Source organism: Salinimicrobium terrae DSM 17865 (assembly GCF_000424665.1).
Lineage (GTDB): Bacteria > Bacteroidota > Bacteroidia > Flavobacteriales > Flavobacteriaceae > Salinimicrobium > Salinimicrobium terrae.
In genome coordinates, this window is the sequence record NZ_AUKI01000024.1 from 1 (window position 1) to 26,376 (window position 26,376).

Annotated in this window: 22 protein-coding genes and 1 tRNA gene; 12 read left to right on the plus strand and 11 right to left on the minus strand. The window is 39.5% G+C overall.

Features of this window, described 5'->3' with window-relative positions; translation table 11 throughout:
* Together H148_RS0111510 and H148_RS0111515 are read right to left on the minus strand one after the other, a co-directional pair.
* Positions 1 to 222 (minus strand): transposase (locus tag H148_RS0111510; protein ID WP_029033400.1); only part of this gene is annotated, 222 nt, incomplete at its 3' end.
* A gap of 171 nt (positions 223 to 393) precedes the next feature.
* The gene (locus H148_RS0111515) at positions 394 to 1,980 is read right to left on the minus strand and encodes a peptide chain release factor 3 (RefSeq protein ID WP_029034936.1); all 1,587 of its coding nucleotides are present in this window, start codon (positions 1,978 to 1,980) and stop codon (positions 394 to 396) included.
* Positions 1,981 to 2,118: 138 nt separating this feature from the next.
* On the opposite strand from H148_RS0111515, the gene idi reads away from it, so the two are divergent.
* The 4 genes from idi (at position 2,119) to H148_RS0111535 (ending at position 3,465) form a co-directional block, all read left to right on the plus strand.
* On the plus strand, positions 2,119 to 2,637 hold the full coding sequence (gene idi, locus H148_RS0111520) for an isopentenyl-diphosphate Delta-isomerase (protein WP_029034937.1): 519 nt from the start codon (positions 2,119 to 2,121) through the stop codon (positions 2,635 to 2,637).
* Positions 2,634 to 3,044, plus strand: coding sequence for a 6-pyruvoyl trahydropterin synthase family protein (locus tag H148_RS0111525; RefSeq protein ID WP_029034938.1), 411 nt, complete (start codon positions 2,634 to 2,636; stop codon positions 3,042 to 3,044). The genes idi and H148_RS0111525 overlap by 4 nt, the downstream gene beginning before the upstream one ends.
* 67 nt (positions 3,045 to 3,111) lie before the next feature.
* Entirely contained in the window at positions 3,112 to 3,378 is a 267-nt protein-coding gene (locus tag H148_RS0111530; protein WP_029034939.1) for a hypothetical protein, read from the plus strand.
* Positions 3,379 to 3,391: 13 nt separating this feature from the next.
* Positions 3,392 to 3,465: transfer RNA gene (locus H148_RS0111535), tRNA-Thr, on the plus strand.
* Positions 3,466 to 3,620: 155 nt separating this feature from the next.
* Here H148_RS0111535 and mqo read toward each other — a convergent pair.
* From mqo to H148_RS0111560, 5 genes are all read right to left on the minus strand, one after another.
* On the minus strand, positions 3,621 to 5,126 hold the full coding sequence (gene mqo, locus H148_RS0111540) for a malate dehydrogenase (quinone) (RefSeq protein ID WP_029034940.1): 1,506 nt from the start codon (positions 5,124 to 5,126) through the stop codon (positions 3,621 to 3,623).
* Between the two features lie 129 nt (positions 5,127 to 5,255).
* Positions 5,256 to 5,990, minus strand: a complete 735-nt coding sequence (locus tag H148_RS0111545) for a DUF4369 domain-containing protein (RefSeq protein WP_029034941.1) — start codon at positions 5,988 to 5,990, stop codon at positions 5,256 to 5,258.
* A 48-nt stretch (positions 5,991 to 6,038) separates the two neighbouring features.
* Positions 6,039 to 7,310, minus strand: a complete 1,272-nt coding sequence (locus H148_RS0111550; protein WP_029034942.1) for a DUF819 family protein — start codon at positions 7,308 to 7,310, stop codon at positions 6,039 to 6,041.
* A 55-nt stretch (positions 7,311 to 7,365) separates the two neighbouring features.
* A complete protein-coding gene (locus H148_RS0111555; protein WP_029034943.1) occupies positions 7,366 to 8,190 on the minus strand; it encodes a Cof-type HAD-IIB family hydrolase in 825 nt (274 codons plus the stop codon).
* A 121-nt stretch (positions 8,191 to 8,311) separates the two neighbouring features.
* Complete coding sequence (locus H148_RS0111560) at positions 8,312 to 8,800, minus strand: hypothetical protein (RefSeq protein WP_029034944.1); 489 nt, start codon at positions 8,798 to 8,800, stop codon at positions 8,312 to 8,314.
* A gap of 143 nt (positions 8,801 to 8,943) precedes the next feature.
* On the opposite strand from H148_RS0111560, the gene H148_RS0111565 reads away from it, so the two are divergent.
* Positions 8,944 to 9,723: a S1/P1 nuclease gene (locus tag H148_RS0111565; RefSeq protein ID WP_029034945.1), complete on the plus strand. Its 780-nt coding sequence runs from the start codon at positions 8,944 to 8,946 to the stop codon at positions 9,721 to 9,723.
* Positions 9,724 to 9,907: 184 nt separating this feature from the next.
* The gene (locus H148_RS0111570; RefSeq protein ID WP_029034946.1) at positions 9,908 to 12,112 is read left to right on the plus strand and encodes a tetratricopeptide repeat-containing hybrid sensor histidine kinase/response regulator; all 2,205 of its coding nucleotides are present in this window, start codon (positions 9,908 to 9,910) and stop codon (positions 12,110 to 12,112) included.
* A gap of 120 nt (positions 12,113 to 12,232) precedes the next feature.
* Here H148_RS0111570 and htpG read toward each other — a convergent pair whose 3' ends face one another.
* Positions 12,233 to 14,119 carry a molecular chaperone HtpG gene (gene htpG / locus H148_RS0111575; RefSeq protein ID WP_029034947.1) on the minus strand — a complete coding sequence of 629 codons (1,887 nt, stop codon included), beginning with the start codon at positions 14,117 to 14,119 and terminating at the stop codon, positions 12,233 to 12,235.
* A 212-nt stretch (positions 14,120 to 14,331) separates the two neighbouring features.
* On the opposite strand from htpG, the gene H148_RS0111580 reads away from it, so the two are divergent.
* From H148_RS0111580 to H148_RS17785, 3 genes are all read left to right on the plus strand, one after another.
* Positions 14,332 to 15,003: a TetR family transcriptional regulator C-terminal domain-containing protein gene (locus H148_RS0111580; RefSeq protein WP_029034948.1), complete on the plus strand. Its 672-nt coding sequence runs from the start codon at positions 14,332 to 14,334 to the stop codon at positions 15,001 to 15,003.
* 81 nt (positions 15,004 to 15,084) lie between these two features.
* Positions 15,085 to 16,392 (plus strand): ABC1 kinase family protein, encoded by a 1,308-nt coding sequence (locus H148_RS0111585; RefSeq protein ID WP_029034949.1) that lies wholly within the window; start codon positions 15,085 to 15,087, stop codon positions 16,390 to 16,392.
* 185 nt (positions 16,393 to 16,577) lie between these two features.
* On the plus strand, positions 16,578 to 17,102 hold the full coding sequence (locus H148_RS17785; RefSeq protein ID WP_083961658.1) for an EF-hand domain-containing protein: 525 nt from the start codon (positions 16,578 to 16,580) through the stop codon (positions 17,100 to 17,102).
* Between the two features lie 71 nt (positions 17,103 to 17,173).
* Here H148_RS17785 and H148_RS0111595 read toward each other — a convergent pair whose 3' ends face one another.
* Positions 17,174 to 19,639 carry a S9 family peptidase gene (locus tag H148_RS0111595; protein ID WP_029034950.1) on the minus strand — a complete coding sequence of 822 codons (2,466 nt, stop codon included), beginning with the start codon at positions 19,637 to 19,639 and terminating at the stop codon, positions 17,174 to 17,176.
* Between the two features lie 126 nt (positions 19,640 to 19,765).
* Between H148_RS0111595 and H148_RS0111600 the strand changes: the two genes are divergently transcribed.
* The gene (locus tag H148_RS0111600) at positions 19,766 to 20,776 is read left to right on the plus strand and encodes a 3-oxoacyl-ACP synthase III family protein (RefSeq protein ID WP_029034951.1); all 1,011 of its coding nucleotides are present in this window, start codon (positions 19,766 to 19,768) and stop codon (positions 20,774 to 20,776) included.
* Between the two features lie 285 nt (positions 20,777 to 21,061).
* Here the strand turns inward: H148_RS0111600 and H148_RS0111605 are convergent, their stop codons facing one another.
* On the minus strand, positions 21,062 to 23,428 hold the full coding sequence (locus H148_RS0111605; protein WP_029034952.1) for a TonB-dependent receptor: 2,367 nt from the start codon (positions 23,426 to 23,428) through the stop codon (positions 21,062 to 21,064).
* 335 nt (positions 23,429 to 23,763) lie between these two features.
* On the opposite strand from H148_RS0111605, the gene H148_RS0111610 reads away from it, so the two are divergent.
* The gene (locus tag H148_RS0111610; protein WP_029034953.1) at positions 23,764 to 24,126 is read left to right on the plus strand and encodes a CoA-binding protein; all 363 of its coding nucleotides are present in this window, start codon (positions 23,764 to 23,766) and stop codon (positions 24,124 to 24,126) included.
* Here the strand turns inward: H148_RS0111610 and H148_RS0111615 are convergent.
* Positions 24,103 to 25,542 carry a sodium:solute symporter gene (locus H148_RS0111615; protein ID WP_029034954.1) on the minus strand — a complete coding sequence of 480 codons (1,440 nt, stop codon included), beginning with the start codon at positions 25,540 to 25,542 and terminating at the stop codon, positions 24,103 to 24,105. The two genes, H148_RS0111610 and H148_RS0111615, sit on opposite strands and share 24 nt — an antisense overlap.
* A gap of 106 nt (positions 25,543 to 25,648) precedes the next feature.
* Between H148_RS0111615 and recR the strand changes: the two genes are divergently transcribed.
* Positions 25,649 to 26,266 (plus strand): recombination mediator RecR, encoded by a 618-nt coding sequence (gene recR / locus H148_RS0111620; protein WP_029034955.1) that lies wholly within the window; start codon positions 25,649 to 25,651, stop codon positions 26,264 to 26,266.
* Positions 26,267 to 26,376 lie beyond the last annotated feature (110 nt).

Below are 26,376 nucleotides of genomic sequence, written 5' to 3' on the forward strand. Positions count from 1 at the left end.
AGAAAGGGTGGCATACATTTGCTTGAGTCGACGATTCTCTTCCTCAAGTTCTTTGAGTCGCTTAAGCTCTTTACCATTCATTCCGCTAAAACGCTCTCGCCATTTGTAAAAAGCAGCGGTGCTTACACCATATTCACGACTGATCTCGGCAGCTGTTTTACCGTTATCGAATTCTTTGAGGATCTTAGAGATCTGCTGTGGAGAAAATTTACTTTTTTTCATACTGTTTAAAATTAAGAATTATTCTACTTTTAAACAGTTCGGTTTTAAGGGAAGCTTACAGAGGAGCTTTAATCAAATTACAAAGTATGGAACACAATAAATACCTTCCAAAAATGTCACTTTTAAAGGGTATTTAATGTCACAGATCCTGAAACCCATCAGTAATTATTATTAAAATTCCGAAGTAAAATGAAACTTCACGTTAGGATATTTTTGCTGAGCCATTTGTAAGGAAAAAGCAGAATCTGCAAGAAAAACAAGTTGTCCCTGCTTGTCAATTGCGAGGAATTTAGACTTTACTCTTTTAAAATCTTTAAATTCTTCACTTTTAGGATCTTGGGGTTCTACCCAGCAAGCCTTGTGTACGTTTAAATTTTCATAAGTACATTTCGCGCCGTATTCGTGTTCCAGGCGATACTGAATTACCTCGAACTGAAGCGCTCCTACCGTTCCTATTACTTTTCGGCCGTTGAGTTCTAAGGTGAATAACTGAGCTACTCCTTCATCCATCAACTGATCAATTCCTTTTTCCAGTTGTTTGGATTTCATAGGATCTGCGTTGTTGATATAACGGAAATGTTCGGGAGAGAAGCTGGGGATTCCTTTGTATCGCAATTCTTCGCCTTCAGTTAAAGTGTCTCCAATTTTAAAATTCCCCGTGTCGTGGAGTCCCACAATATCTCCCGGATACGAAACATCCACGATTTCCTTTCTTTCAGCAAAAAAGGCGTTTGGGCTGGAGAATTTCAGCTTCTTATTATGCCGCACGTGTAGGTAAGGGGTGTTTCTTTCAAACTTTCCTGAAACAATTTTTATAAAGGCCAGCCTGTCCCTGTGCTTGGGATCCATATTCGCGTGAATTTTGAAAACAAAGCCTGTAAAATGATCTTCGGAAGGATGAACTTTTCGAATGTCGCTGTCTTTTGGTCGGGGAGGAGGCGCGATCGTGATAAAACAATCCAATAGTTCCCGAACGCCGAAGTTGTTCAAAGCTGATCCAAAAAATACCGGTTGCAGGTTCCCGGCAAGATAAGCTTCTTTATCAAAATCGGGATACACACCATGGACAAGTTCCAGCTCTTCTCTTAAAGTAGTGGCAGCCTTTTTACCAATAAGTTCGTCCAATTCATTTGATTCAAGGTTGGAAATTTCTACAGTCTCTTCAATATCTTTTCTTGGATCACCAGTAAAAAGGTTCACGTTCTGTTCCCAGATATTATAAATCCCTTTAAAGTCGTATCCCATACCTATAGGGAAACTCAGAGGTGTAACGGTGAGGTTAAGCTTTTGTTCGATCTCATCAAGCAATTCAAAAGCATCTTTTCCTTCCCGGTCAAGTTTGTTGATAAACACGATCATGGGAATATTGCGCATACGGCAAACTTCCACGAGTTTTTCGGTTTGTTCCTCAACTCCTTTTGCAACGTCAATTACCACAATAACACTGTCTACGGCAGTAAGAGTTCTGAAGGTGTCTTCGGCGAAATCTTTGTGTCCGGGGGTATCGAGGATATTTATCTTATTTTTTTGATATTCAAAAGCAAGTACAGAAGTAGCAACAGAAATCCCACGCTGGCGCTCAATTTCCATAAAGTCACTGGTTGCACCTTTTTTAATTTTATTAGACTTCACAGCCCCGGCTTCCTGTATGGCACCACCAAAAAGCAGCAGTTTTTCGGTTAGGGTGGTTTTACCGGCATCGGGGTGGGAAATAATACCAAAGGTCCTTCTTCTCTTGATCTCTTCTGAAAACTTCATACTTGAATTTAAGGCTGCAAAGATAATTATTTGATTGTGAATAAGTGTTCTGCCGGGATACTCCTTTTGTCTCTTTTCGGAAATCAGAAAAAAGAGATTTCCCGGCCGATTTTGTACATTTGATGCTCAATTTTTGCAATGAAAGAAGAACAAGTCATTCTGGTGAATGAAAATGATGAGCAAATTGGCCTAATGCCAAAGATGGAAGCTCATGAAAAAGCTTTGCTGCACAGGGCTTTTTCAGTCTTTGTTTTTAATGATAGAAATGAACTCATGATCCAGCAACGGGCTCTGGGGAAATACCATTCCCCTGGTTTGTGGACCAATACTTGTTGCAGTCATCAACGGGAAGGGGAGAGCAATATTGAAGCCGGAAAGCGCCGCTTGCAGGAAGAAATGGGATTCTCGACAGATTTAAAAGATACTATTTCTTTTATTTATAAAGCTCCTTTTGATAATGGTCTTACCGAACATGAATATGATCATATCCTGGTAGGCCATTACAATAACGAACCCGATCTAAATCCCGAAGAGGCCCATGCCTATAAATGGATGAGCCTGGAAAACCTGAAGGAAGATATGAAGCGAAATCCCGATATCTATACTGAATGGTTTAAAATTATTTTTGATAAATACTATAAGCACATCAAGCAATGAGAGTAACGGTAAACAGGCGGGCACATTTCAATGCTGCACATAGATTGCATCGAAAGGACTGGGACGAGGAGAAAAACCGGTGGGTTTTTGGTAAATGCAGTAATCCGCATTATCATGGTCACAACTATGAACTAATAGTTGCCGTTACGGGTAAAATAAATGAAGAAACAGGTTTTGTCATGGATCTGAAAGATCTTAAAGAATTGATTTATGAAAAAATAGAATTGTCTTTTGATCATAAAAACCTGAACCTGGAAGTACCGGAATTTAAAGATCTCAATCCCACTGCCGAAAATATTTCTGTTATAATATGGCGAAAATTAAGAGCAGAACTTGAGTCACATCTTGATTTGGAAGTCACACTGTATGAAACTCCCCGAAATTTTGTCACTTACAAAGGAGAATAATTTTTTCAAAAACTGTTTTTTGAATTGAGAAATAGTGTAAATTCGCAGCTGAAAAATTACGCGAAAGATGGCGAATAGAAGAACATTAAAAAGGGATATGAATTACGTCTTTGGAGACATCATTGAGGCTGCTTACCTGCACCAGATAACCCATCCTGATGAAGATCCTGCAAAATCTGAAAAAATTGTCGATGAGGCGATTTCAGAATTTGACGAATTGATCAAAAAGATGAACCAGAAAGATGTTGAGAATAAAAAGCAGCATTTTAAAGGAATAGAAAAAGAATTCGAGGCGAAAGCCACAGATCTTGTTGAAAAAATAAACGCTTTATAGTAATAAAGCTTTTGCCGATGTAGCTCAGCTGGCTAGAGCAGCTGATTTGTAATCAGCAGGTCGTGGGTTCGAGTCCCTCCATCGGCTCTAAAGCTCCTTCAGAAATGAAGGAGCTTTTTTTATTGAGGACAAGAAGCCTGTCCTGAGTGGAAGCAGTTTTTGGGCGCGCTAAAAAGGTTTTCTTATTAAGTTTTTTCAAGATTCAAATGACAATCTCGCTCCTCAAATCTTAAAATAAAATACTAATGAAGCACATCCAGGTTAAGTAATTCTGAAGCTTCTGCCTGTACTCTTTTAAACTCCTTTTCGTGATTTCTTATATCCCGGTTCCAAAAAGGGATCATTTGAGTTAACTTCTTTTGCCATTGTTGAGTTTTCATCTTTTCAGGGAAAACTATTTCAAGCACTTCCAGCATTATTTTTACTGAGACCGATGCTCCGGGTGATGCACCCAGTAAAGCAGTAATAGCACCATCTTTGCTGTGAAGCACATCTGTGCCAAATTCCAGAACACCTCCTTCTTCTTTATCCCTTTTTATTATCTGCACTCTTTGTCCGGCTATCTGCAGTTTCCAGTCTTCAGGCCTGGCGTCCTTGAGAAAGATGCGCAGTTCTTCTATTCGGTCCTCGTGTCCCATACTTACCTGCTCAATAAGGTATTTTGTGAGGTCAAGGTTATGCCAGAAAACTCCCCACATTGAAGGGAGATTACTCAGGTTAAGAGATTTAGCGAGATCGGCCTTCGAGCCTTGTTTGAGAAATTTTGTACTGAAACCGGCGAAAGGCCCAAACATCAGTTCTTTTTTCCCATTGATGTAACGAGTGTCCAGGTGAGGAACTGACATTGGGGGAGAACCTACTTCTGCTTTGCTATATACTTTACCGGAATGTTGGTTTATTAGATCTTCATTCTTACAAAACAACCATTGACCGCTAATAGGAAATCCGCCATAACCATTCTTTGCATCTATTTCCACTTTTTGTAGTAGGGGCAAGGCGCCACCACCGGCACCAATGAAAACATTTTGCGCATCAAAATAGGTAGTTTCTCCTGTCTTCAGGTTTTTAACCTCTGCTAACCACTTATCTTTTCTACCGGGATCTATGTCCAATACTTCATGTTCTGTAAGGACTGGAACATTAAATTTCTCCTTGAGCACACTATAGAGTTTTCTGGTAAGTGCTCCAAAATTCACCCCTGTACCAAGTTCCATTCTAGTTGCTGCAAGTTTTTCTTCTTTCGAACGGCCTTTCATGATAAGTGGAAACCAGGATCGCATTGTCTCGTGATCTTCGGTGTATTCCATGTTTTCGAACATAAAATGAGACTGCATGGCTTCAAATCTGTCTTTCAGAAATCTTACGTTTCTTTCGCCGGGAACCCAGGCATGATGTGGAATAGTATTGATAAATGTTTCGGGCTCATCCAGCATTCCAACTTTAATAAGATAAGACCAAAGCTGTTTTGATATTTCAAATTCTTCAAAAATTCTAATAGCCTTAGAGATGTTAATACTTCCATCTTCATTGCGGGGGGTATAATTGAGCTCACAAAAAGCGGAATGTCCTGTCCCGGCATTATTTACCGCTGCCGAACTTTCAAGAGCAACTTGATCTAGCTTTTCAAAAATTATAACGTTGAGGTCGGGATCTAAAATTTTCAGCATTACTGCTAAAGTTGCACTCATTATTCCTCCTCCCACACATATAAAATCATATTGCCTGTTTATTTCCAGCGTTTTGTTCATCTTGTAAGGCTTTTTCTCAAAATAAAAATTTCAGGAACCACCCATTACTAATGAAATATTAAACCTTTCCAAAAACAGAGACAAAAAAATCCCGTCGATTGACGGGATTTATACTTTACGGTCGGGAGGTTATGCTTGTGGAGCAGAATCCTTCTGAGCCTGTTCGTTTTCGCGACGCTCCTTCAGGAATTCTTTTAGATTTTGTCCGTACTGCGATTCTTTTACTTTTGGAGTAAGAGAGGTATAGATTGTATCAAGATATTTTAGGTTAGCGTCATATACTTCAGAAATCGCCAGATAAGGTGCAATTTCCAAGTCTTTATTATTGAGGGCGAAGTTTACGGTAAACAAATATTTTCTTCTTAAAAGCTGATCGTATTCCACATTTGCTGAGTCCAAAGATGCCGTATTTTCCTCCTGTTGAGCCTTTAAACTTTGCTGGATGATTTCTAGATTCCGGGTATTAAAGAGGTTCATCATTGCCTGGTACTCCAGAAGCTTTTTTTGATTCTCGGAACCTTCAATAATTACATCTTCTTCAAATTTTTTAAGTGTAGTATTGATGATCATTTCTCCAGGTTCGGCAAAAAACATGATACGGTCATCGTAAATATTATTGTCCTTCTTGTTAAGGTACAGGTACAATATCTGCGGACTTTCAATAAAAGTTTCAAAGGCAAATGTTTCACTGCCCTTCATTGTAATAGAATCAATTGTTACAAGACTGGTATCTTCAACTTTTTGCAGATACAAGGTTCCTTTTTTTAACCCCTGTACTTTTCCCTGGATATGTAGGTTGTTTTCTTCAGAAGAACAGGCCGCCACCATGATGGCAGCGAGTATTAATAATCCAATTTGTTTCATATTTTCTGTATGGTAAAAATGCGCGCAAATATCCTAAAAAAATCTCTCTTAACCTTGTCCCCCGGCTGCCAACTGCATTAAAATCGTACTTAGAATAGCGCCATATGTCCCTACTACATAACCAAAGACAGCTAAAAGAACACCCACAGTAGCCAAAGAAGGATGAAATGCTGCTGCAACTACAGGTGCAGATGCCGCACCTCCCACATTTGCCTGACTACCAACTGCGAGAAAGAAATAAGGTGCTTTAATCAATTTAGCAACAAGGATTAATAATCCGGCATGAATACTCATCCAGACCAAGCCAATACCAATAAGTCCGGGATTATCAAAAACCATGGTCAGGTCCATTTTCATACCAATGGTTGCAACGAGAAAGTATATGAATACACTCCCAAGCTTGCTTGCTCCGGCACCTTCGTATTTCTTTGCCCGTGTGAAGGAAAGAAAAATACCCACAGCTGTTGCAATGGAGATCATCCAGAAAAAGGAAGAAGCAAAAGAAGACAAGGCCGATTTGTTATCGCGAAAAGCTTCGTAATTAGTAGATAGAAAAGTAGAAATTCCATCGGCAGCCCAATGGGCAAAACCAACTGCACCAAAAGCCAGGGCCAACATGATCATAAGATCTGCAAGCGAAGGATTCCTTGTAACACTTTCGGCATAAGCAGTTACCTTTTTCTTCAGGCCTTCAATAGCCGAATTGTCTGCGCCCAACCATTCATCAATTCGGTCGCTTTTGCCAATTCCCATGAGCAGGATGGCCATCCATAAGTTGGCAACCACAATATCTACCAGTACCATTCCGCCGTAAAGATCGGGGTTATATTCAAAGATCTCCAGCATTGCAGCCTGGTTGGCACCACCACCTATCCAGCTTCCCGCAAGGGTGGACAGTCCACGCCAAACGGCATCTGGGCCTACACCTCCCACAGTTTCGGGCGAGAAAGAAGAGATGATAAGGATGGCAATAGGTCCTCCAATAATAATTCCTATAGTTCCCGTAAAGAACATGATAAGCGCTTTAGGACCAAGGTTGAAAATTGCCTTGAGGTCGATGCTTAACGTCATCAAAACCAGGGAAGCCGGTAGCAGATAGCGACTTGCAACAAAATATAAATTTGAAGTCTCGTCTGAAATTATATTAAGGGAATTAAGAATTGCCGGGATGAGGTAGCACATCAACAGCGCAGGTACTACTTTATAAAATTTATACCATATTCCTTCTTGTTTGGAAGAGGTAAAAAAAACAAAACCTAATGCCAGCATCAATAGTCCCAAAACTATTGCATCATTGGTAAAAACAGGGGGATTGTTCATATATTGCCTTTAAAGGCTGGCAAAATACAATTTTTAGGAATGTCTTAAAAATTTATTAAAACTCTGCTAAGTTAAATAATTGTTGTAAACTCTTGGCCACTCCGTCTTCGGTATTATCTTTAGTCACTTGTTTGGCAATTTTCAGGATTTCCGGTCGTGCATTTCCTACCGCAATTCCCATTCCTGCTGCTTTAAGCATTTCAAAATCATTATAATTGTCGCCAAAAGCGATTGTTTCCTTGAGTGAAAAACTAAAATGGGAATCCAGTAAGTATTTCACAGCTGTTAACTTAGATACTTCCTTGTAGGTTATCTCCAGATAAGTATCTTTTGAACGGTAAAGATGTAACCGATCTTTATAATCTTTAAAAAGGTGATCTTCAATAGCGTCTATCTTGTCACCTTCGCCCATACACATGATCTTGTGCGCACCTTTTTGAGTATTTTTCCAATCTTTAAGTACAGCCCGGTTAGACTTAATCTGTGGTGTTACCTTTGTATTATTTTTCTCTCTTTTGGCCCATTCATCCATTTTGGGGACATACCAGTCTCTGTTGTTATAAAGGCTAATATGACAGTTTAGATCAAGATTAAAATTAAAATTATGCAGGTCATTCACTATTTCCCACGGAATTTCTTTAGACACCACAGTTTTACCATTAATACTTATTAAAGCACCATTATAGCAGATAAGCGGTTGATGCGCAATGTTTAATTCTTTCTGGAGGTGCTCCATAGCCTGTGGCATTCTGGAAGAAATAAGTACTACCGGAAGGTCCTCTTTTAACTGTTGAAAGACTTTTAAGGTAAGAGGGGAGAGTTGTCGTTCCTTGTTGAGCAGAGTTCCGTCAATGTCGGTAAAAATAATCTTATAGGTCATTATAATTTTTTACAAATTTCGATCTGGCATTTACGAGTTCTGGATGTAAAGACCAGTAGGCATCATACAGGACTTGGAGTTTTTAGAGTATTAGCAGGTAAAAAGAAAAGGCTTTCAAATGTTATTTTTCATGAGGTGAATATAAATGAATAATATCTTCAGCTGCCCGGGGTCTTTGGGTGCCTATAAGAAGGTCTTCTCCGGTTATTGTTTTTACTTGTATTCCGTTTGTACCATAAATATGATAAGCTTTTTTATCACTTCCGAGGCCGCGTATTCCCCAGCCACCAAATTCCCTGCGCGCATCGACTTTTCTTATATAGCATTCTTCTATTTCATTCCATTTGTAAAGCTTCCGCGTAAATTTAAACGGTTTAAATTCAGAGCTTATTCCTTCTTCATCTATTCGTGTTTCCAATCGGGTATAGGCTAGTGCAAAAACCAGGGGTATTACAATTACAAGACTAATAACGGAAATGATCACGGCAGTATCTTCTTCGGCTTCCCGGGTTGTATAATACGCCGTACCAACAACAATTAAGATAATTGCCAGTATGAACATGAACAGCCACCATCTTTTAATAAACTGTTTTTCTTTAAAGATCTTCATAAGCTAAATTTTGTTCCTTTTAAAGTTACAATTTCCCCCCTGTCTTTCCAACCTTTCAGAAAATGGGAAAATTAGGCAGGATTTTTGAAATTGATTTCTAAATGTCCTCCTTTTTCTATCTTTGGGACCTAAAATATTAAAAAATGAGAATTACTTTACTAGTTGCCGCTTTTCTTATTACCACCTTTACATTTGCTTCTGAAAATGATTGGGGTAGAACCGGGCATAGAGCCACAGGAGAAGTGGCAGAACAGCATTTAACTAAAAAAGCTAAAGCACAGGTTAGAGAGCTTCTTAACGGGATGAATCTGGCATTTGTATCTACTTATGGCGATGATATTAAAAGTGATCCTGCTTATAGAAAGTATAACCCCTGGCATTATGTTAACCTTGAACCGGGAGAAACCAAGTACACTAAAGAAAAAGCAAATCCAAAAGGAGATCTGGTACATGCTATCAATCATTCAATTGCCGTTTTAAAGGATAAAAATGCCACTAAAGAAGACAAGGAATTTCACTTAAAGTTACTTGTACATTTTGTTGGAGATCTACACCAGCCTTTGCATGCAGGGAGAGGAGAAGATAAGGGTGGTAATGACATCCAGGTGAGATGGTTCGGAGACGGTTCTAATCTTCACAGGGTTTGGGATAGTGAAATGATCAATGACTTTGACATGAGCTATACAGAGCTCGCCCATAATACAGATGTCCTTTCTAAAAAAGAGATCCGCAATATTCAACAAGGATCAGTATTGGATTGGATGTACGAATCAAAAGAACTTGCCAACAGGGTATATGATTCGGTTGAAACAGGCGAAAAACTTGGTTATCAATATATGTACGAATGGTTTCCCGTGGTGCATGACCAGGTTCAGAAAGGCGGACTTAGGTTGGCCGGAATTCTAAATGAAATTTATAAATAAATTCTGGTAAAATATCTAGAAAGCCCGGGTAGTTTTATCCGGGTTTTTCTTTTTGAAATAGTTCCGGTTTATTAAACTTAACATAGGCTTAAAAATTTTAATATAACTTTAAAATATTTTGCATAAGATGTTAAAAATAAATAATTTGGCCACGCCCTTTTATTGAACTTAACATGTCGCAGAATTGAACGTAAAATTCCTTTCTCTCTTCCTGGCAATATTGTTTTCAGCCTTTTCTTTTTCGCAATCTGAAGAAGAGAATGCTCGCGACAGTATAAAGAAGCTTTTAAAGTTGTCCACCCGGGCAATTAATGACTATGAGTACAATAAAGCTATCGATTATTCTCTTAGCCTAATTGAATTAGCCAGCAAGAAAGAAGATCCATATTATCTTTATCATGGTTATAATAATCTTGGGATTACTTATGACGAGCTGTTGGATACTCTCAGGGCTAAGAATAGCTACGAAAAAGCATTGGAATATGCAGAGATCGAGCAGAATGATACGCTTCTATGGTGGGCCTATAATAACCTGGGTAATATGTTTACCACTAATAAGGAAACGGTAGAGTGGGGTTTCAATTACTACGATAAGGCTATAGAAGTAGCATCTCAGTTTGATGATCCCGATAGTAGAGCGACACCGATATTGAACAAGGGATGGACCCATCTCGACATGAAGGAGTATGATAAAGCATATCCCTATTTGAAGAAAGTAAGGGATATTGTCGAAGAATATGAGGATCCCTACATCCACAGTCAATTAGCCTCCCTCTTCGGTATTTATCATTCCGGAAAAAACAATTATGAACAATCAAAGGAGTATTTTGAAGAGGCTATAAGAATTGCCGAAAAGGACTCCCTCTATATGGATGCTGTTTCAGCCTATAAAGGATATGCTGAAGTCTTATTCAAAAATGAAGAATTTGAGCGAGCCTATAATGCCCTTGAAAAATATAATGAATATGACGCTCTTTTATACGAGAAGGAGAAACTGAAGCAAATGGAAACTGCCCAGGCTCGTTTCGAAACTAACCAATATCGCGAAAACCTGGAAAGAGCCAGGAGGGAGCAAATATATAAAGATCAGGTAATCAATCAGTCTGAGCAAATTTCTTTGATTATGCTCATATCTATTTCCGTTATGCTCTTGTTTATAATTCTCTTAATCAGGAATAACCGGGCAAGAAAGAAACTGATTCTTGAGTTAAAGGAAAAAAACAGTGAATTATTTACTGCAAAGGAAGAGGCCGAACGTTTATCAAATTTAAAAAGCCGATTTTTCTCTACCGTAAGTCATGAATTAAGGACTCCGCTTTATGGTGTTGTAGGTTTAACCTCTTTACTGCTGGAGGATAATAATAATAAAAAATTAGAGGGTGACCTTAAATCTCTGAAGTTCTCTGCCGATTACCTGCTGGCTCTAATTAATGATGTTTTGCAGATGAACAAAATGGAATCCCGGTTGGTCTCACTGGAGAATACTCCTTTTAATATTCATGGCCTCATGAAGGGAATCGTAAAATCCTTCGAATTTACACGCCATCAAAATAATAATACTGTTGAACTGCAAATTAGTGAAAATATTCCGCGGACCCTCATTGGTGATTCTGTTCGTCTTTCACAGATCATTATGAATCTTGTAGGAAATGCGGTTAAATTTACCGAACGCGGAAAGGTATGGATCAAGGCAACATGTAAAAATTGTGAGGACGGAAAATGTCTTATTTACTTTGAAGTTGGAGATACCGGTATGGGAATTCCTGAAAATAAACAACAGGAGATATTTGAAGAGTTTTCCCAGTTAAGAGCAAATAATTATAATTATCAGGGGACTGGATTGGGTCTTCCTATAGTTAGAAACCTCCTTAAATTATTTGGTTCAGAAATCCACCTGGAAAGTAAGGAAGGCGAAGGTTCTGTGTTTAGTTTTGCAATCCTGTTTGCACAAGGGGGAATAGAGGAAACAGACGTACAAGGGGGTGATAGTGATTTTTCCGAAGAAAGCATTCTTAAAAAGGCACTTATTGTAGATGATAACAGGATCAATCAGGTTGTGACAAGAAGGATCATGGAAAAACGACAATTTACGTGTAAGGTGGCCGGGGATGGATATCAGGCAATCGAGATGTTAAAAAAAGAATCCTTCGGAGTGGTTCTAATGGATGTTAATATGCCTGGAATAAGTGGGATGGAAACTACCCAGAAAATCCGGGAATTTAATCCGGATGTGCCTATTATTGCTTTGACAGCAGTTGAAATACAGGAAATGCGGGAAGAAATTCTAAATTCCGGAATGAATGATATTATTATAAAGCCTTATGATATCCCTACTTTCTTCAATACAATTTTCAGGAATTTAAAAACACCGGTTAATCCTGAGGCTTAGGTCATATTAATGAAGGATTCATTTTCTTCGGTTCTCAATTCAATTCATTTTTCAGGGAAAATAAAAACCGCCTCCCTGACAGGCAAAGAAGCGGTTGCTGATTATAATAGTGATCTTAGGTTATTTGATCATCTCAAAACTGCGTTTTATAAAGGAGGTCAATTCTTCCCCTTTTAGAAGGTTTTGTGATAATCTTGCCAGGTCAAGAGATTGCTTGATCAAACGCTCCTGTTTTTTCTCAGTTTTTGTGTTGAGGATTTCCGTAATAAGCGGGTGGTTGGTATTGACCACCAGGTTATACATCTCCGGCATGTTGCCCATTCCAAACATTCCGCCGCCGCCGGTTTGCTGCATTTCTTTCATTCTGCGCATAAATTCTGGCTGAGTGATAATTAGAGGGGCTGCACTGCTGTCCATAGACTCTAATTGAACAGTATATTTTTCTTTAGGCACTACCTTTTCAAAATCTCCCTTCAGCTTTTCTTTTTCCTCTTCGTTAAGTTTAGAGATCTTCTCTTCATCCTTCTTGATGAGGTTGTCTACATGGTCGGCATCCACACGGGCGAAAGAAATTTTTTCTTCTCCTGTTTCCAGCTTTTGGAGCAAGTGAGAAACTATTGGGGAATCCAGTAACAATACTTCATAGCCTTTATCCTTGGCTGCTTCGATGTAACTGTGCTGCGCATCCATATTAGAAGCATAAAGAATTACTCTATTTCCATCCTTATCGGTCTGATTGTCTTTTATCTTTTCAATAAATTCTTCAAAAGTGAAATACTTATCCTCTACTGTTGGATAAAGCGCAAAATCTTTAGCTTTTTCAAAGAACTTGTCTTCAGAAAGCATTCCGTACTCAATAACGATCTTAATGTCGTTCCACTTTTTCTCAAAATCCTCACGATTGTTGTTGAAAAGAGACTTCAGCTTATCTGCTACCTTACGGGTAATGTAGCTGGAAATCTTCTTAACGGCTCCATCTGCCTGTAGATAGGAGCGGGAAACGTTCAGCGGGATATCGGGAGAATCAATTACTCCGCGCAGCATTGTAAGAAATTCAGGTACTATACCTTCAACATTATCGGTTACGAAAACCTGATTCTGGTACAGCTGAATTTTATCCTTCTGAATATTCATGTCCTGAGACATCTTTGGGAAATAAAGAATTCCGGTAAGGTTGAAAGGATAATCAACGTTCAGGTGAATGTGGAATAAAGGCTCCTCGAACTGCATTGGGTAAAGTTCCCTGTAGAAATCCTTGTAATCCTTGTCTTCAAGATCTGTTGGTTGCTTTGTCCACGCAGGATTTGGATTGTTGATAATGTTATCAACTGTTTTAGTCTCCGGCTCGGCATCTTCAGGTGCGTCTTCAGGAAGAGGAAGTTCTTCTTCGCGAGTCCCAAACTTGATAGGGATCGGCATAAACTTATTGTACTTGGTCAATAATTCCCTAATACGACCTTCTTCTAAAAATTCTTTGTCATCTTCATTGATATGAAGAATAATGTCTGATCCGTGGACTTTTTTATCGGCTTCTTCAAGGGTGAACTCTGTAGTACCTTCACACACCCAGTGAGCTGCAGGCTCATCTTTGTAAGACTTGGTGATGATCTCCACTTTATTGGCTACCATAAAGGCAGAATAAAAACCAAGACCAAAATGACCTATAATTCCGCTGTCTTTAGCTGAATCCTTATATTTCTCAAGGAATTCTTCAGCGCCCGAAAAAGCTACCTGGTTAATATATTTTTCAACCTCTTCCTTCGTCATTCCAATTCCCTGGTCGTTAATGATAAGTTGCTTCTTTTCCTTGTCGATCTTCACTTCGATGACAGGGTTCCCATATTCTACTCCAGCCTCCCCAATAGCAGCGAGGTGCTTCAATTTAAGAGTAGCATCTGTGGCGTTTGAGATCAATTCGCGTAAAAAGATCTCGTGATCACTGTATAAAAACTTTTTGATTAAAGGAAAAATGTTTTCAACAGATACATTGATATTTCCGGTTGCCATATATTTTGGTTTATTAAATTTTACGTTCCCCCAGAGATGTCAAAAAAAGTACCAACTAACCTTCGCTGACAAACTGACAGCGAAAGTAATTTGGGAGATTCTTTTCCGACTACTTTAAAGTCTGGTATAAAACTTTTAACATGAGATTGTTTGAATTTTGTGAATTAAACTTATACAAAAGTTGTAAATTTGACCTAATTAATTAGAAAACAATGGCAAGAGCAAAGAAAATGAATGAGCAGGAAGAGGTTTTAACGCAGGATCGTCTTATTGAATTTTATATGAATGATGTGCTGGAAAATGGAGAAGAGCCTGGAATGGTATACAAGTTTTGCAAACAGCATGATATTACTGAAGCAGAGTTCTACAATTTCTTCGGAAGTTTTGAAGGCTTAAAAATGGGGATCTGGAAAAGATTTTTTGAGCATACCCTAAAAGTTATGCAGAACAGCAAGGAGTATAATTCTTTTGATAACAGGGAGAAAATGCTCACTTTATATTATACCTTTTTTGAACTACTCAGCGCAAACCGTAGTTATGTATTGTTTACTCTTAGAAAAGAGGAGCCAATGCCGAAGAATGCTAAACAACTTAAAGGTCTGCGACGGGAAGTAAAGAATTATACTGCAGAACTTATTCGCGAAAGGAATCAGGAAAAACAGGGACGGCTTTTAAAAAGGTCTGAAACTGTCTTTTCTGAAGCTGCATGGGTACAGCTCATGTTTTTGCTAAAGTTCTGGATGGATGATAATTCCCCGCAATTTGAAAGTACAGATGTGGCAATAGAAAAATCGGTGAATACGGTTTTTGACCTTTTTGAGAATACCCCATTGGAGAGAGTGCTTGATCTTGGAAAATTCCTTTGGAAAGAAAAAATGGCCTGATCGATTTATACATCTTTAGACCATTCCCGCGGCTGGGTTACCCCTACTAATCTAGTCGTCGGGTTTTTAATTTGACAAAATATGAAAACAATAGATAAAATTCCTACCGGAAAAATAAGTCGTACCGGTAAAATGGTTCAAACGGGTATTAAGGTGGGAGGAAACTACCTGAAATACTATTCAAAAAAGGCATTAAACGGAGATCTTTCCCGGGATCAACTGGATGAAAGCAATGCAGAGGACATTTATAATGGGCTAAAAAGCCTAAAAGGAAGTGCTCTCAAAGTTGCGCAGATGCTTTCCATGGAAAAGAGTCTCCTTCCAAATGCTTATGTAGAAAAATTCAGTCTCGCCCAATTCAGCGTGCCACCGCTTTCTGCACCGCTCGTAAGGAAAACCTTCAAGAAATATCACGGACAGTACCCCAACGAACTTTTTGACACTTTTTCTCTTGATTCTGTCAATGCTGCCAGTATTGGTCAGGTGCATAGGGCAACTAAAGATGGAAAGGAACTCGCTGTCAAAATTCAGTATCCCGGGGTGGCCGATAGTATTAGTTCAGATCTCGCAATGGTAAAACCCATTGCTATGAAAATGTTCAATTTGCAGGGAAAAGATTCCGAAAGGTATTTTAAAGAGGTGGAAGGGAAGTTGCTGGAGGAAACAGATTATGTGCTTGAAGTAAAGCAGAGCATTGAGATTTCAGAAGCCTGTAAACATATTTCCAACCTTAAATTTCCCCAGTATTATGAGGATTTGTCCAGTGAAAAGATTATCACAATGGACTGGATGAACGGAATTCATCTTAGTGACTTTGCAAAGCAGAATAGGGACAAGGACAAAGCAAACAAATTAGGGCAGGCGCTTTGGGATTTTTATATGTACCAAATGCACGTTCTTAAAGAAGTACATGCCGATCCACATCCCGGGAATTTCCTTGTAGATAAAGAAGACAATCTCATTGCTATTGACTTTGGTTGTATCAAAAAGGTGCCACAGGATTTTTATGAGCCTTATTTCGAACTTGCCGATAAAGACAAAATAAATGATCCTGAATTATTCAACGAAAAGCTGTTTGAACTGGAAATTTTGAGAAAAGAAGATAGTCCAAAAGAGATTGCTTTCTTTTCGGAATTGTTCTACCAGATGCTGAGTTTATTTACCGCGCCTTTTCATGGGGAAGAATTCGATTTTTCAGATGAAGGATTCTGGACTTCAGTTACCACGCTTAGTGAAAAGTATAGTAAAGATCAGGAATTGAGAAAAATGAACGGGAATCGAGGAAGTAAACATTTTCTCTATATCAACCGTACCTTTTTTGGACTTTACAATTTACTGCACGATTTAGGAGCAACTGTGAAGATCAATAACTTTAAACAGTATTCCTGACTTTTTTAGGATTTTTGTAAAATTACAACCGGGACTAAGCTGTTCCGGTTTTTTTATTCCTGTTATTATTATTCTAAATTCTTTTCCAGGCCTGTTAAAAACATTAAAGTGTTTTATATCAGTGCTGTTGTGCATTAAATTGGACGTAGACGATTGAAAATGAAGTTGAACTTAAAACAATAACAATGAAAACTTTAAAAGGAATATTTTTAGCATCATGTATGATTTTTGGAACAGGAATTTATGCTCAGGATTTTGATACTTATGATGCAGATGTTGATGGAAGACTGGATCAGAACGAATTCAGCGAAAGGAATAATCTTGGTTATGACAATTGGGATGCCAACACAGACGGCATAATAGAGGACAGTGAGTTTTCAGAAAGAGCATATAATAGCTTTGATCGCAACCGTGACAGCTTTATTGATGAAACCGAATGGAACGAAGGAATTAATACCGGCTTTGGTCAACATTTTGGAGATGTAGATTACGATATATTGGATACCAACAGAGACGGTATATTAGATACCGAGGAATGGGACGAAGGTTTGACCAACAATACCTGGTTTGAACAGTATGACACTAATGAAGATGGATTAATTGACAATGAGGAGTGGAATGTAAATACATTTGACAACTGGGATATGAATAATGACAATTTTGTTGACGAAACTGAATTTAACGACTATGATGCATTTGAAAACTTTTAGAAGTTTTAAATAATTATCCCCAAAAGTAAAGCCCGCTAATTGCGGGCTTTTTATATTTTAAAATGTTCAATTTAATTCTTTAATTCAGGGCTCTTCTGTTCGACCTTAGCTTCCTCCTGGCCCTTGTTCTTGACGTATTGCTCCAGCCATTGATCCTGTTCCCAAAGAACATGGAGCACAGATTCTTTGGCACTGTAGCCATGGCTCTCTTTCGGCAGCATTACTAACCTTGCAGTAGCACCAAGTCCTTTTAGGGCATTAAAATAACGTTCGCTTTGCATTGGATAAGTTCCCGAATTATTGTCGGCTTCCCCGTGAATAAGCAGCAGGGGAGTCTTCATTTTATCGGCATGCATGAAAGGTGACATGTTGTAATAAACTTCGGGCGCTTCCCAATAATTTCTCTCTTCACTCTGGAACCCAAAAGGAGTTAATGTACGGTTATAGGCTCCGCTACGGGCAATTCCGGCAGCAAAAAGATTAGAGTGGGAGAGGAGATTTGCAGTCATAAAAGCACCGTAACTGTGACCCCCTACTGCGACTCTGTCTCTGTCAATAAATCCCATCTCATCCACAGCATCTATAGCAGCTTTACCATTAGCAACCAACTGATTTCTAAAACTGTCATTAGGCTCCTCTTCGCCTTCCCCTACAATAGGAAAGGAGGCATCATCAAGTACTACATAACCACGGTTTACCCAGTAAACAGGAGAGCCGTAATAAGGATAGGTAAAATCATTGGCATTAGACGTATTTTGGGACGCGGAATTCTTGTCCTTAAATTCCCTTGGATAAGCCCAGACGATCATTGGTAACTCTTCAGGATTTTCTTTGTCATATCCCTCAGGTAAATACAGTGTCGCATTAAGTTCTAAACCATCCTCCCTTTCATAAGTAATAACTTCTTTACTCACATTTTCAAGGCTCTTAAAGGGATTTTCAAATGAGGTAACCCTGGTGAGATCTTCTTCATTGTCAATATCACGAATAAAATAATTCGGATATTCAGCAGAAGCTTCTATCCTCACCAAAATCTCACCTTCTTCCATATCAATGGCTTCCACAAGAGTTTCTTTACGGTCGTCGTAGCTCGATTGGTATAGTCGCTCAGTCTCTCCTGTTTCAAGATCAAGTTTATCAACAAATGGATATTGACCTTCGGGAGTAAAGCCGTCACCTAACAGATAGGTGTTTTCATCTACCAATTTTAAAACCTGTTGCCCGTATTGGTTCTTTACCCTTACAAAACTACCGGGGTCATTGTAGCGATCCTGGTAATTCCGGTCAAAAAGCACTTTTGGCTCCTGTTCCGGGTTTGATGGATCAAAAACGTAGGTGCGGGTATTTCGATTGTTCCACCAGTAGTCGTTGGCTATCGCTGTGTTGTCATCTCCCCATATGATACCGGCATAACGGTCTTTGGTTTGAAGAATAGATCTACCTTCGCCTTTAAAAGGAGCTTCCAGAAGAAAAACTTCATCTCTATATTCAGCTTCTTTTTCTGGATCTCCACCATCAAGAGCTTCCACATAAACAAGTGTGGACGGAGCATCATTCCTCCAGTTAAGATTTCTACGACCTTCTCTTTCGGCCATAAATCCCTTCGGAAGATCTTCTATAAGTGGCACCTGGTTCACTTCGTTTACAAGGGTTCCATCTTTCGTATAAATAGTTGTTTCTGAAGGAAAACGGTAATAAGGTACAAGGTAGGAAAAAGGTTGTTTTATGTGGCTCACCATTACGTAATTTCCGTCAGGTGAAAACGAAATATCATCATACATCTTTGGCTCCAGCCATTCTGAAGTCTCTCCGTTGAGGTTTACTTTTACAAGTTCGGCCCGGGCCAACTGCTCAAAGTTGAATTCATCCGTGGGATTTTGTAATAAATCCTGGTAAGTCCGGTTTTGAGCTTCTTTTCCATCACTTACCGAAACTGTAGGGCCGGTGGGAACAGAAGTTTCAGGATCTATTAAGGGTTTCCGGTCCTGTGGCAGCATTTTTACAAGGATAGCAGAGTTATCACGGTACCAGTTGATTACATCCCTCATGTTGGCGTTAAGTGTAGGTCCGGTGAGCTTTCTGGCATTTGCGGTCTCAATATCGGTTACCCAAAGCTCTACCCCTTCTGAAGTAGTGTGCGTAAACGCCATTTTTGACTCATCTGGTGACCAGCTGAAGTTGGTAAGGCGTGGATTTTCAGGAAGACCCTGTACCTGCGTAGGTTCCTCGGCCTTCATATCCTTTACCTGGATATTATTAAAATAAGTAGCGCGACTGCTAATGTTTGTAACAGGATTAATTCTTAATCCTCCAAGGCGCATTTCTTCCTCACTCAGTTCTGCAATTGATTTGAACTGGTCGCGATAAAGAAAAATTATGTTTTCGGCATCGCTGTCGATAAGTGTTGAAGGAGCCAATGGAACATCTACAAGTTCAAGAATTTCCTGTGGCGGTTTTTGATAGGTAAGATTTTCCTGTCCAAAAGTTGCTCCTGTAAAGCAAAGAAAAGAGAAGAAGCTTAAAAAGGCTTTTTTCATAGTAATTGAATTAGGTTGAGAAACGCTCCGTTGTCAAGATGTTAATGTTTCTTATATTGCGAAGCATCTTTTTATTAAATGCCTAAATTTAAAAGAAATAATTTATCAGAGTCTAAAAATTTATACATGTATCAAACAAAAATAGCCGGCCTCGGATTTTATGTACCCGAAAATGTGGTGACAAACGATGATCTTTCCAAAATAATGGACACCAGTGATGAATGGATCCAGGAGAGGACGGGGATCAAAGAAAGGCGCCATATCAAGAAAGGAGATGGAAATTCTACCGCCGTAATGGGGGCTAAAGCTGCCAGAATAGCCATTGAACGTGCCGGAATTTCAAAAGATGATATAGATCTCATCGTGTTTGCCACCTTAAGTCCCGATTATTATTTTCCCGGAGGAGGCGTGCAGATTCAGGAAATACTGGATATCAGTACCTGTCCTGCCCTGGATGTAAGGAACCAGTGCAGCGGATTCATCTATGGCCTTTCTGTAGCCGATCAATATATTAAAACCGGAATGTATGAGAATGTGCTGTTGATAGGAAGTGAAAACCACAGCGGCGGACTCGACTTTAGTAACCGTGGCCGCGGAGTTTCGGTTATCTTTGGGGATGGGGCAGGAGCTGCAGTTCTTTCCCGTAGTGACCACAACGGGCAGGGCATTCTTTCCACCCACTTACATTCTGAAGGTAAACATGCACTGGAATTGTCTCTTAAAGGTCCCAATACAATGCATTGGGTACCACAGATCATCGAAGAGAATCCACAGGGAGATGACATCATATACTATCCATACATGAATGGCCAGTTCGTATTTAAAAATGCAGTAGTGCGTTTTTCTGAAGTGATCAAAGAAGGATTGGATGCAAACGGGCTTGAGGTTAAGGATATCGATATGCTAATTCCACACCAGGCTAACCTGCGAATTTCCCAGTTTATTCAGCAGAAGTTCCAGCTTGGAGATGATCAGGTTTATAACAATATTCAGCGGTACGGGAATACTACTGCAGCTTCTATTCCTATTGCTTTAACAGAAGCATGGGAAGAAGGAAAGGTAAAAGAAGGTGATACAGTAGTTCTGGCCGCCTTTGGAAGTGGTTTTACCTGGGCCAGTGCAATTATGAAGTGGTAAGAATCGGGAGACAATAAATAAGCGAATCCAACACTCTAAAATGACAAAAATCCGCAGCTTTTCAGTTGCGGATTTTCTTTTGGCTAATTAAACAATTTTTGTCCAGGGAACATAATTCAACTTTCTTCAAGGGTTCGCTCCGGTTGTTAGGCAGACAAATCTAACCTCTTAGAGTGGGTGACTAAAAACAGATAAATTAATTCTGTCTTTTCAGTAAAGAATTTTGAAGTCTTGGTTCTGGATTCTTGGAGCGTAACGGTCTCTAGTCTAATCTTAAACTTATCTTTAAAATAATCCTCCTCCCGATTCGGTATTATCGTCTCTTTGTTTCCTGCTAAGGGCTTTATTTTTTCCGCCGCCAAATCTATAGGAAAAGCCTAGGTAAACAGTCTGCGAATCGCTTTCAAAGTGGCCTCTTTGCTCGTAAGGCAAATCTGAAGTAAAGGTAAATTCCTGGGTATTAAAAATGTCATTAAAGTTTAGGCTTATGGTAGCTTTGTCTTTCAAGAAGCTGTAGCGGGCCCCGGCGTTCATGAAATAAAACTCCTCCGGCCTTATCTGTAACAATTCAGTACTGCTGCGGTACATGCCAAAAAGCTGGAGGGTAAGTTTTTTAGTAACATTAAAGCTTTGACTCAGCCTAAAATTGTAAACCGAACTCTCTACTTCCAGGTATTCTTCTCCCACAATTCCTTTTTCGGTACGGTTGTATAATTCAAAACTGGGATTAAGGCTCCACCAGGAGAAAGGTTTATACCTGCCGCCCAATTCAAATCCATAAGCTGTATTATCCTTCCAGTTCATGTATGTGAGTAGTAAACGGGAAGGATCCTCGGGGTCGATCAATAAAACCTGGTTTATCTCATCCTCTATTAACCTATAGAAGACGCCCCCTGTGAAACTCCCTTTCTTGAAATTGTGGGTGTAATTAAGTTCTATGGAGTTTGTGAATTGTGGATCCAGTTCCGGGTTGCCTACCTGAGTAAGACGGGGAGTAGAAAACTCTCTTACCGGATTCACCTGATTCAATCCCGGCCGGTCAACTCTTCTTCCATAGCTAATTTGCAGGGTCTTCATTTCATTAATTTTGTAAGACAGGAAAGCGGAAGGATAAAGCGTGAAATAATCTGTTTCGTAAACAAGATCTCCATCCAGAACGGCTTCTACTTCATATCTTTCTACCCTTGCTCCAAGCTGGTAAGACCATTTTTCCCAATTCTGTCCAAAAGTGGAATAGAAGGAATAGATATTATTATCATAGTCGTAGTGGGAATTCTCCAACATTTCGTTTGTGGTGCGGTAATCATTGGAACTTCTTCTTAACCTTGCTTCGGCGCCCAGTTCAAGCTTTGCAGTTTTAGAAAAAGGATTTTCATAATCAAGATTAAAAGTAGAGTTGGAGAGATCTTCCTCCACGTCATCACGGTAGGAATCCAAATCTCCAACCCCGGCCCCCGAATATTCAAAGCGGGCGATCTCTTCTCCATCGGTCGTACTGTGATCTGCTTCCAGGATCAATTTGTGACCTTCAGAATTAAAATCATGATTATAAACGAAGTTATAAGTGTGGGTTACATTCTCATTGTCTATAGTAAAGTCCTGATAAATATTTCCTGCACCGGGATTGTCAAAAATGATATTCGCTTCTCCTATGGGTCCCCCCAAATAATAATTTTGATTGGTATAAAAGGAAAAAGTATTATTGTCATTCAGGTAATAATCTACTCCTACTTTAAAAAGATAAGATTCATTATTATTGAGAAAACGAATGTTTTCTGTGTAATCATTTGTAAAGTTTTGGAGAACACCTATCTGTTCTCTTTTACCGCCATTCGCTCCAAAATTCCCGAAGAAGTTCAGTTTTCCCCTGCGGTAGTTCATGTCGAGGGAGCCGGTGTACCGGGTGTTATCACCAATGGTTACCCCTGTATTGAGATTTCCGTTAAAGCCCAGGTTCGAATTTTTGTGCAGAATGATATTGATGATTCCGCTCATGCCTTCAGGATTATATTTGGCCGAAGGGTTGGTGATAAGTTCAATGCTTTTTATTGAAGTGCTGGGGATTTGCTTGAGAAGTTGTGCCGCAGGAATGTTTGTGGGCTTCCCGTCCACAAGGATCCTTACGTTCGCATTCCCTCGCATGGAAATATTACCGTCCTGATCCACTGCCAGGCTGGGAATATTGTTCATGATTTCACTGGCCGATGCCCCTGTAGTAGTAAGATCTTTTCCCACATTAACTACTTTTCGGTCTATACGTTGTTCAATAGTAGATCTCTCGGCCACTATGTCAACCCCTTCCAGTTGGGCAACCTCAGGTTCCAGATAAATTGCACCTAAGTTGAATTGACGATTTCCCCCAATTACTTTTATTTCCTGGGAATATGGTTTATATCCCATGAACTGTACTTTAAGAATATAATTCCCGTCTTTCAGTTTTTCTACGGAAAAGCTTCCGTCTGCAGAGGTTACGGCTCCGGTAGTAATTTCGCCTTCGGGGGTTGTAACCGTAATAGTGGCATATGGAATAGGCTCCTTTAGTTCACTGTCGAGTACCTGTCCGGTGATGCTGCCTAATTCAGTAGGATTTGTTTTCGCATTTCCGGAAAAGGTTCCCCAAACGAGAATTAAAATTAAAATTAACTGTTTCATTTTTTGATTGATTTGATGATGATTGATTTAACCTAATACCTTGCATTGCCTAATAAAAGAACCGGGTTTTTTTTAAAAAAACAATTCTGGTATACTTAAAAGACTATATAAATAGCATTTTGTTACAAAAACACGTAAATTTTAACCTTTACGTAAGTCGTTTCTTATAAGATTTCAGATCAAAAAAGCCCATACAAAAAGTATGGGCTTAGCACGGGGCTCTTTTAACACTAACCATCAATGTCTTTTAAATCGCCCCAATGCGGGAAATATTTCTTATCTTAAAGACTGCCTATCTTTGGCATTTGTTACACTAACTGAAAAAAAAATTTAAAATGGATAAGAAAACCCTCGTATTGGGTGCAACTACCAACCCCTCAAGATATGCTAACATTGCGATAAACAGGCTCGTAAGGAATCAGGTTCCCACGGTGGCAATAGGTTTGAGAAAAGGAGAAGTAGCCGGAGTACAAATTGAGAACGAACAGGTGGCTTTTGAAGATGTACACACAGTCACTTTGTACCTTGGTCCCCCAAGACAGCCGGAATATTACGATTATATTCTTTCTCTGCAACCTGAAAGAGTGATCTTCAATCCAGGTACAGAAAATCCTGAATTTTACAGACTTCTTCAAAAAAATAACATAGAAGTTGAGGTAGCCTGTACGCTGATTTTACTTTCTACGAAGCAATATTAATCCCAGGAAGGTAAGGAGCCCATTGAGGATAAGGACGAAAAATCCAAACTCAAAACCAAACCACACAAGGCTGTTGATGCTTATCACGTAGGTTAAGATTGGCGACAGAATAGCAATTACCGGCACAAGTTTATCCTTTACCTTCATCTTTGTAAAGAGTCCAAAGCTGTACAAGCCCAGTAAAGGTCCGTAGGTATATCCTGCAAAGACGAAAAGTTTTGCGATGACGCTCTCGTCCTTGATCACATATTTAAAGGCGATGATCACCAGGATCAAGACTATAGAAACGCCAATATGAATTAGTTTTCTCGCAGCTTCCTGCTTCTCGGGCTTGTATTTATTCTCAATATCGAGAATATCAATACTAAAGGAGGTGGTAAGGGCTGTAAGGGCGCTATCTGCACTACTGTATGCAGCAGCGATCAATCCCAGGATGAAAAAGACCGCGATTCCTACTCCCAGTTCTCCCGAAGTTGCTATTACCGGGAAAAGATCATCCTTTGAAGCTTCCAGTCCGTTAACGCGTGCATATTCGGTAAGTAATACTCCAAGTGCCAGGAACAAAAGATTAACAAACACCAGTACAATGGTAAACCAGAACATGTTCTTCTGGGCATCTCCAAGATTGCGACAGGTGAGGTTTTTTTGCATCATATCCTGATCAAGTCCTGTCATCACAATGGTAATAAAAGCACCCGAAATAAATTGTTTCCAAAAATAGTCGGCACTTTTAATGTCGTCGAAAAAGAACATTTTTGACAACTCACTATTCGAAATGTGTGAGATCAATTCGCCGCCCTGTATACCAAGATCATCTGAAACATAATATATACTGACACCTACAGCAATAAGCATACAGAGAGTCTGAAGCGTATCGGTATAAACAATGGTTTTTATCCCCGATCTAAAGGTGTACAGCCAAATTAGCAAGATCGTCATGATCACAGTGGCCCAAAAAGGGATTCCAAGGCTGTCAAAAAGAATGATCTGCAGGACATTTGCGACCAGGAAAAGCCTGAAACTTGCTCCTACCACCCGGGAAAGTAAAAAGAATGAGGCTCCGGTCTTGTAAGAGTATGTCCCAAACCTGCCTTCCAGGTAAGTATAAATAGAGGTAAGATTCATCCTGTAGTAGAGCGGTAGCAATACCAGCCCAATCACAATATAACCAACCACATAACCCAAAACCACCTGCATATAGCTAAACTGGCTCGCTTCCACCCATCCGGGTACAGAAATAAAAGTTACTCCGCTGAGGGAGGCCCCTATCATCCCGAAAGCCACAACATACCATGGCGACTGCCTGTTGGCCTTAAAAAATGTATTGTTATCAGATTTTCTTCCGGTTATCCAGGAAATAAAAATGAGCGTAAGGAAATAACCGGCTATTAGAAGGAGTATGGAATAGGGCTGCATTTGTCAGAATTTCGGCAGCAAATTACAAAACTTAACAATATCTGCAGCACCGCGAATGCAGGTTCTTTTTCTGGGAATTGTATGAAATAAGAATTAATTTTGAAGTATGGATTTTTCTTCAAAATTATTAGAAGGAGCTGTGAATGAGATGTCTCAGCTTCCGGGGATTGGCAGGCGCACCGCCCTGCGATTGGTATTGCATCTTTTAAAGCAGCCGGAGTCCCAAACGGTGGCTTTAAGTAAAGCCTTGGTAGATCTCAAGACAGAAGTAAAATTTTGCAGAAATTGCCACAATATAAGTGATACAAAATTATGCGAGATCTGTGCGAATAGAAGTCGCCAACAGGAAGTAGTTTGTGTGGTAGAAGATATTAGGGATGTGATGGCTATTGAAAATACGAGCCAGTACCGTGGACTTTATCATGTTTTGGGCGGTAAGATCAACCCTATGGAAGGAGTGGGGCCTTCGCAACTCACTATAAAATCCTTAGTAGAAAAGGCTCGAAAAGGGGAAATAGAAGAGATCATTTTTGCCCTTAGCAGCACCCTCGAAGGTGACACAACAAACTTTTACATTTTTAAGCAGCTGGAAGGGCTGGAGATAAAAACCAGTACCATTGCCCGTGGAATTTCTGTAGGAGATGAACTTGAATATGCAGATGAGGTTACGTTAGGAAGGAGCATAACCAACAGAATTCCTTTTGAAAGTTCGCTGAAGAATTAACATCATCAATATTCCCTGCACAAAATTCCTGAATAAAAATTGTAATTTTACTCGGAAAAGCGGCTCTGATTCAGAAGCTGAAAGAACTCCTAAAATATCGGGTGCTGAAT

Excerpts from the sequence above, each read along its gene's own strand:
- H148_RS0111515 (WP_029034936.1), bottom strand. The coding sequence starts at position 1,980 with ATGAAGTTTTCAGAAGAGATCAAGAGAAGAAGGACCTTTGGTATTATT.
- idi (WP_029034937.1), top strand. The coding sequence starts at position 2,119 with ATGAAAGAAGAACAAGTCATTCTGGTGAATGAAAATGATGAGCAAATT.
- H148_RS0111525 (WP_029034938.1), top strand. The coding sequence starts at position 2,634 with ATGAGAGTAACGGTAAACAGGCGGGCACATTTCAATGCTGCACATAGA.
- H148_RS0111530 (WP_029034939.1), top strand. The coding sequence starts at position 3,112 with ATGGCGAATAGAAGAACATTAAAAAGGGATATGAATTACGTCTTTGGA.
- mqo (WP_029034940.1), bottom strand. The coding sequence starts at position 5,126 with ATGAACAAAACGCTGGAAATAAACAGGCAATATGATTTTATATGTGTG.
- H148_RS0111545 (WP_029034941.1), bottom strand. The coding sequence starts at position 5,990 with ATGAAACAAATTGGATTATTAATACTCGCTGCCATCATGGTGGCGGCC.
- H148_RS0111550 (WP_029034942.1), bottom strand. The coding sequence starts at position 7,310 with ATGAACAATCCCCCTGTTTTTACCAATGATGCAATAGTTTTGGGACTA.
- H148_RS0111555 (WP_029034943.1), bottom strand. The coding sequence starts at position 8,190 with ATGACCTATAAGATTATTTTTACCGACATTGACGGAACTCTGCTCAAC.
- H148_RS0111560 (WP_029034944.1), bottom strand. The coding sequence starts at position 8,800 with ATGAAGATCTTTAAAGAAAAACAGTTTATTAAAAGATGGTGGCTGTTC.
- H148_RS0111565 (WP_029034945.1), top strand. The coding sequence starts at position 8,944 with ATGAGAATTACTTTACTAGTTGCCGCTTTTCTTATTACCACCTTTACA.
- htpG (WP_029034947.1), bottom strand. The coding sequence starts at position 14,119 with ATGGCAACCGGAAATATCAATGTATCTGTTGAAAACATTTTTCCTTTA.
- H148_RS0111580 (WP_029034948.1), top strand. The coding sequence starts at position 14,332 with ATGGCAAGAGCAAAGAAAATGAATGAGCAGGAAGAGGTTTTAACGCAG.
- H148_RS0111585 (WP_029034949.1), top strand. The coding sequence starts at position 15,085 with ATGAAAACAATAGATAAAATTCCTACCGGAAAAATAAGTCGTACCGGT.
- H148_RS17785 (WP_083961658.1), top strand. The coding sequence starts at position 16,578 with ATGAAAACTTTAAAAGGAATATTTTTAGCATCATGTATGATTTTTGGA.
- H148_RS0111595 (WP_029034950.1), bottom strand. The coding sequence starts at position 19,639 with ATGAAAAAAGCCTTTTTAAGCTTCTTCTCTTTTCTTTGCTTTACAGGA.
- H148_RS0111600 (WP_029034951.1), top strand. The coding sequence starts at position 19,766 with ATGTATCAAACAAAAATAGCCGGCCTCGGATTTTATGTACCCGAAAAT.
- H148_RS0111605 (WP_029034952.1), bottom strand. The coding sequence starts at position 23,428 with ATGAAACAGTTAATTTTAATTTTAATTCTCGTTTGGGGAACCTTTTCC.
- H148_RS0111610 (WP_029034953.1), top strand. The coding sequence starts at position 23,764 with ATGGATAAGAAAACCCTCGTATTGGGTGCAACTACCAACCCCTCAAGA.
- H148_RS0111615 (WP_029034954.1), bottom strand. The coding sequence starts at position 25,542 with ATGCAGCCCTATTCCATACTCCTTCTAATAGCCGGTTATTTCCTTACG.
- recR (WP_029034955.1), top strand. The coding sequence starts at position 25,649 with ATGGATTTTTCTTCAAAATTATTAGAAGGAGCTGTGAATGAGATGTCT.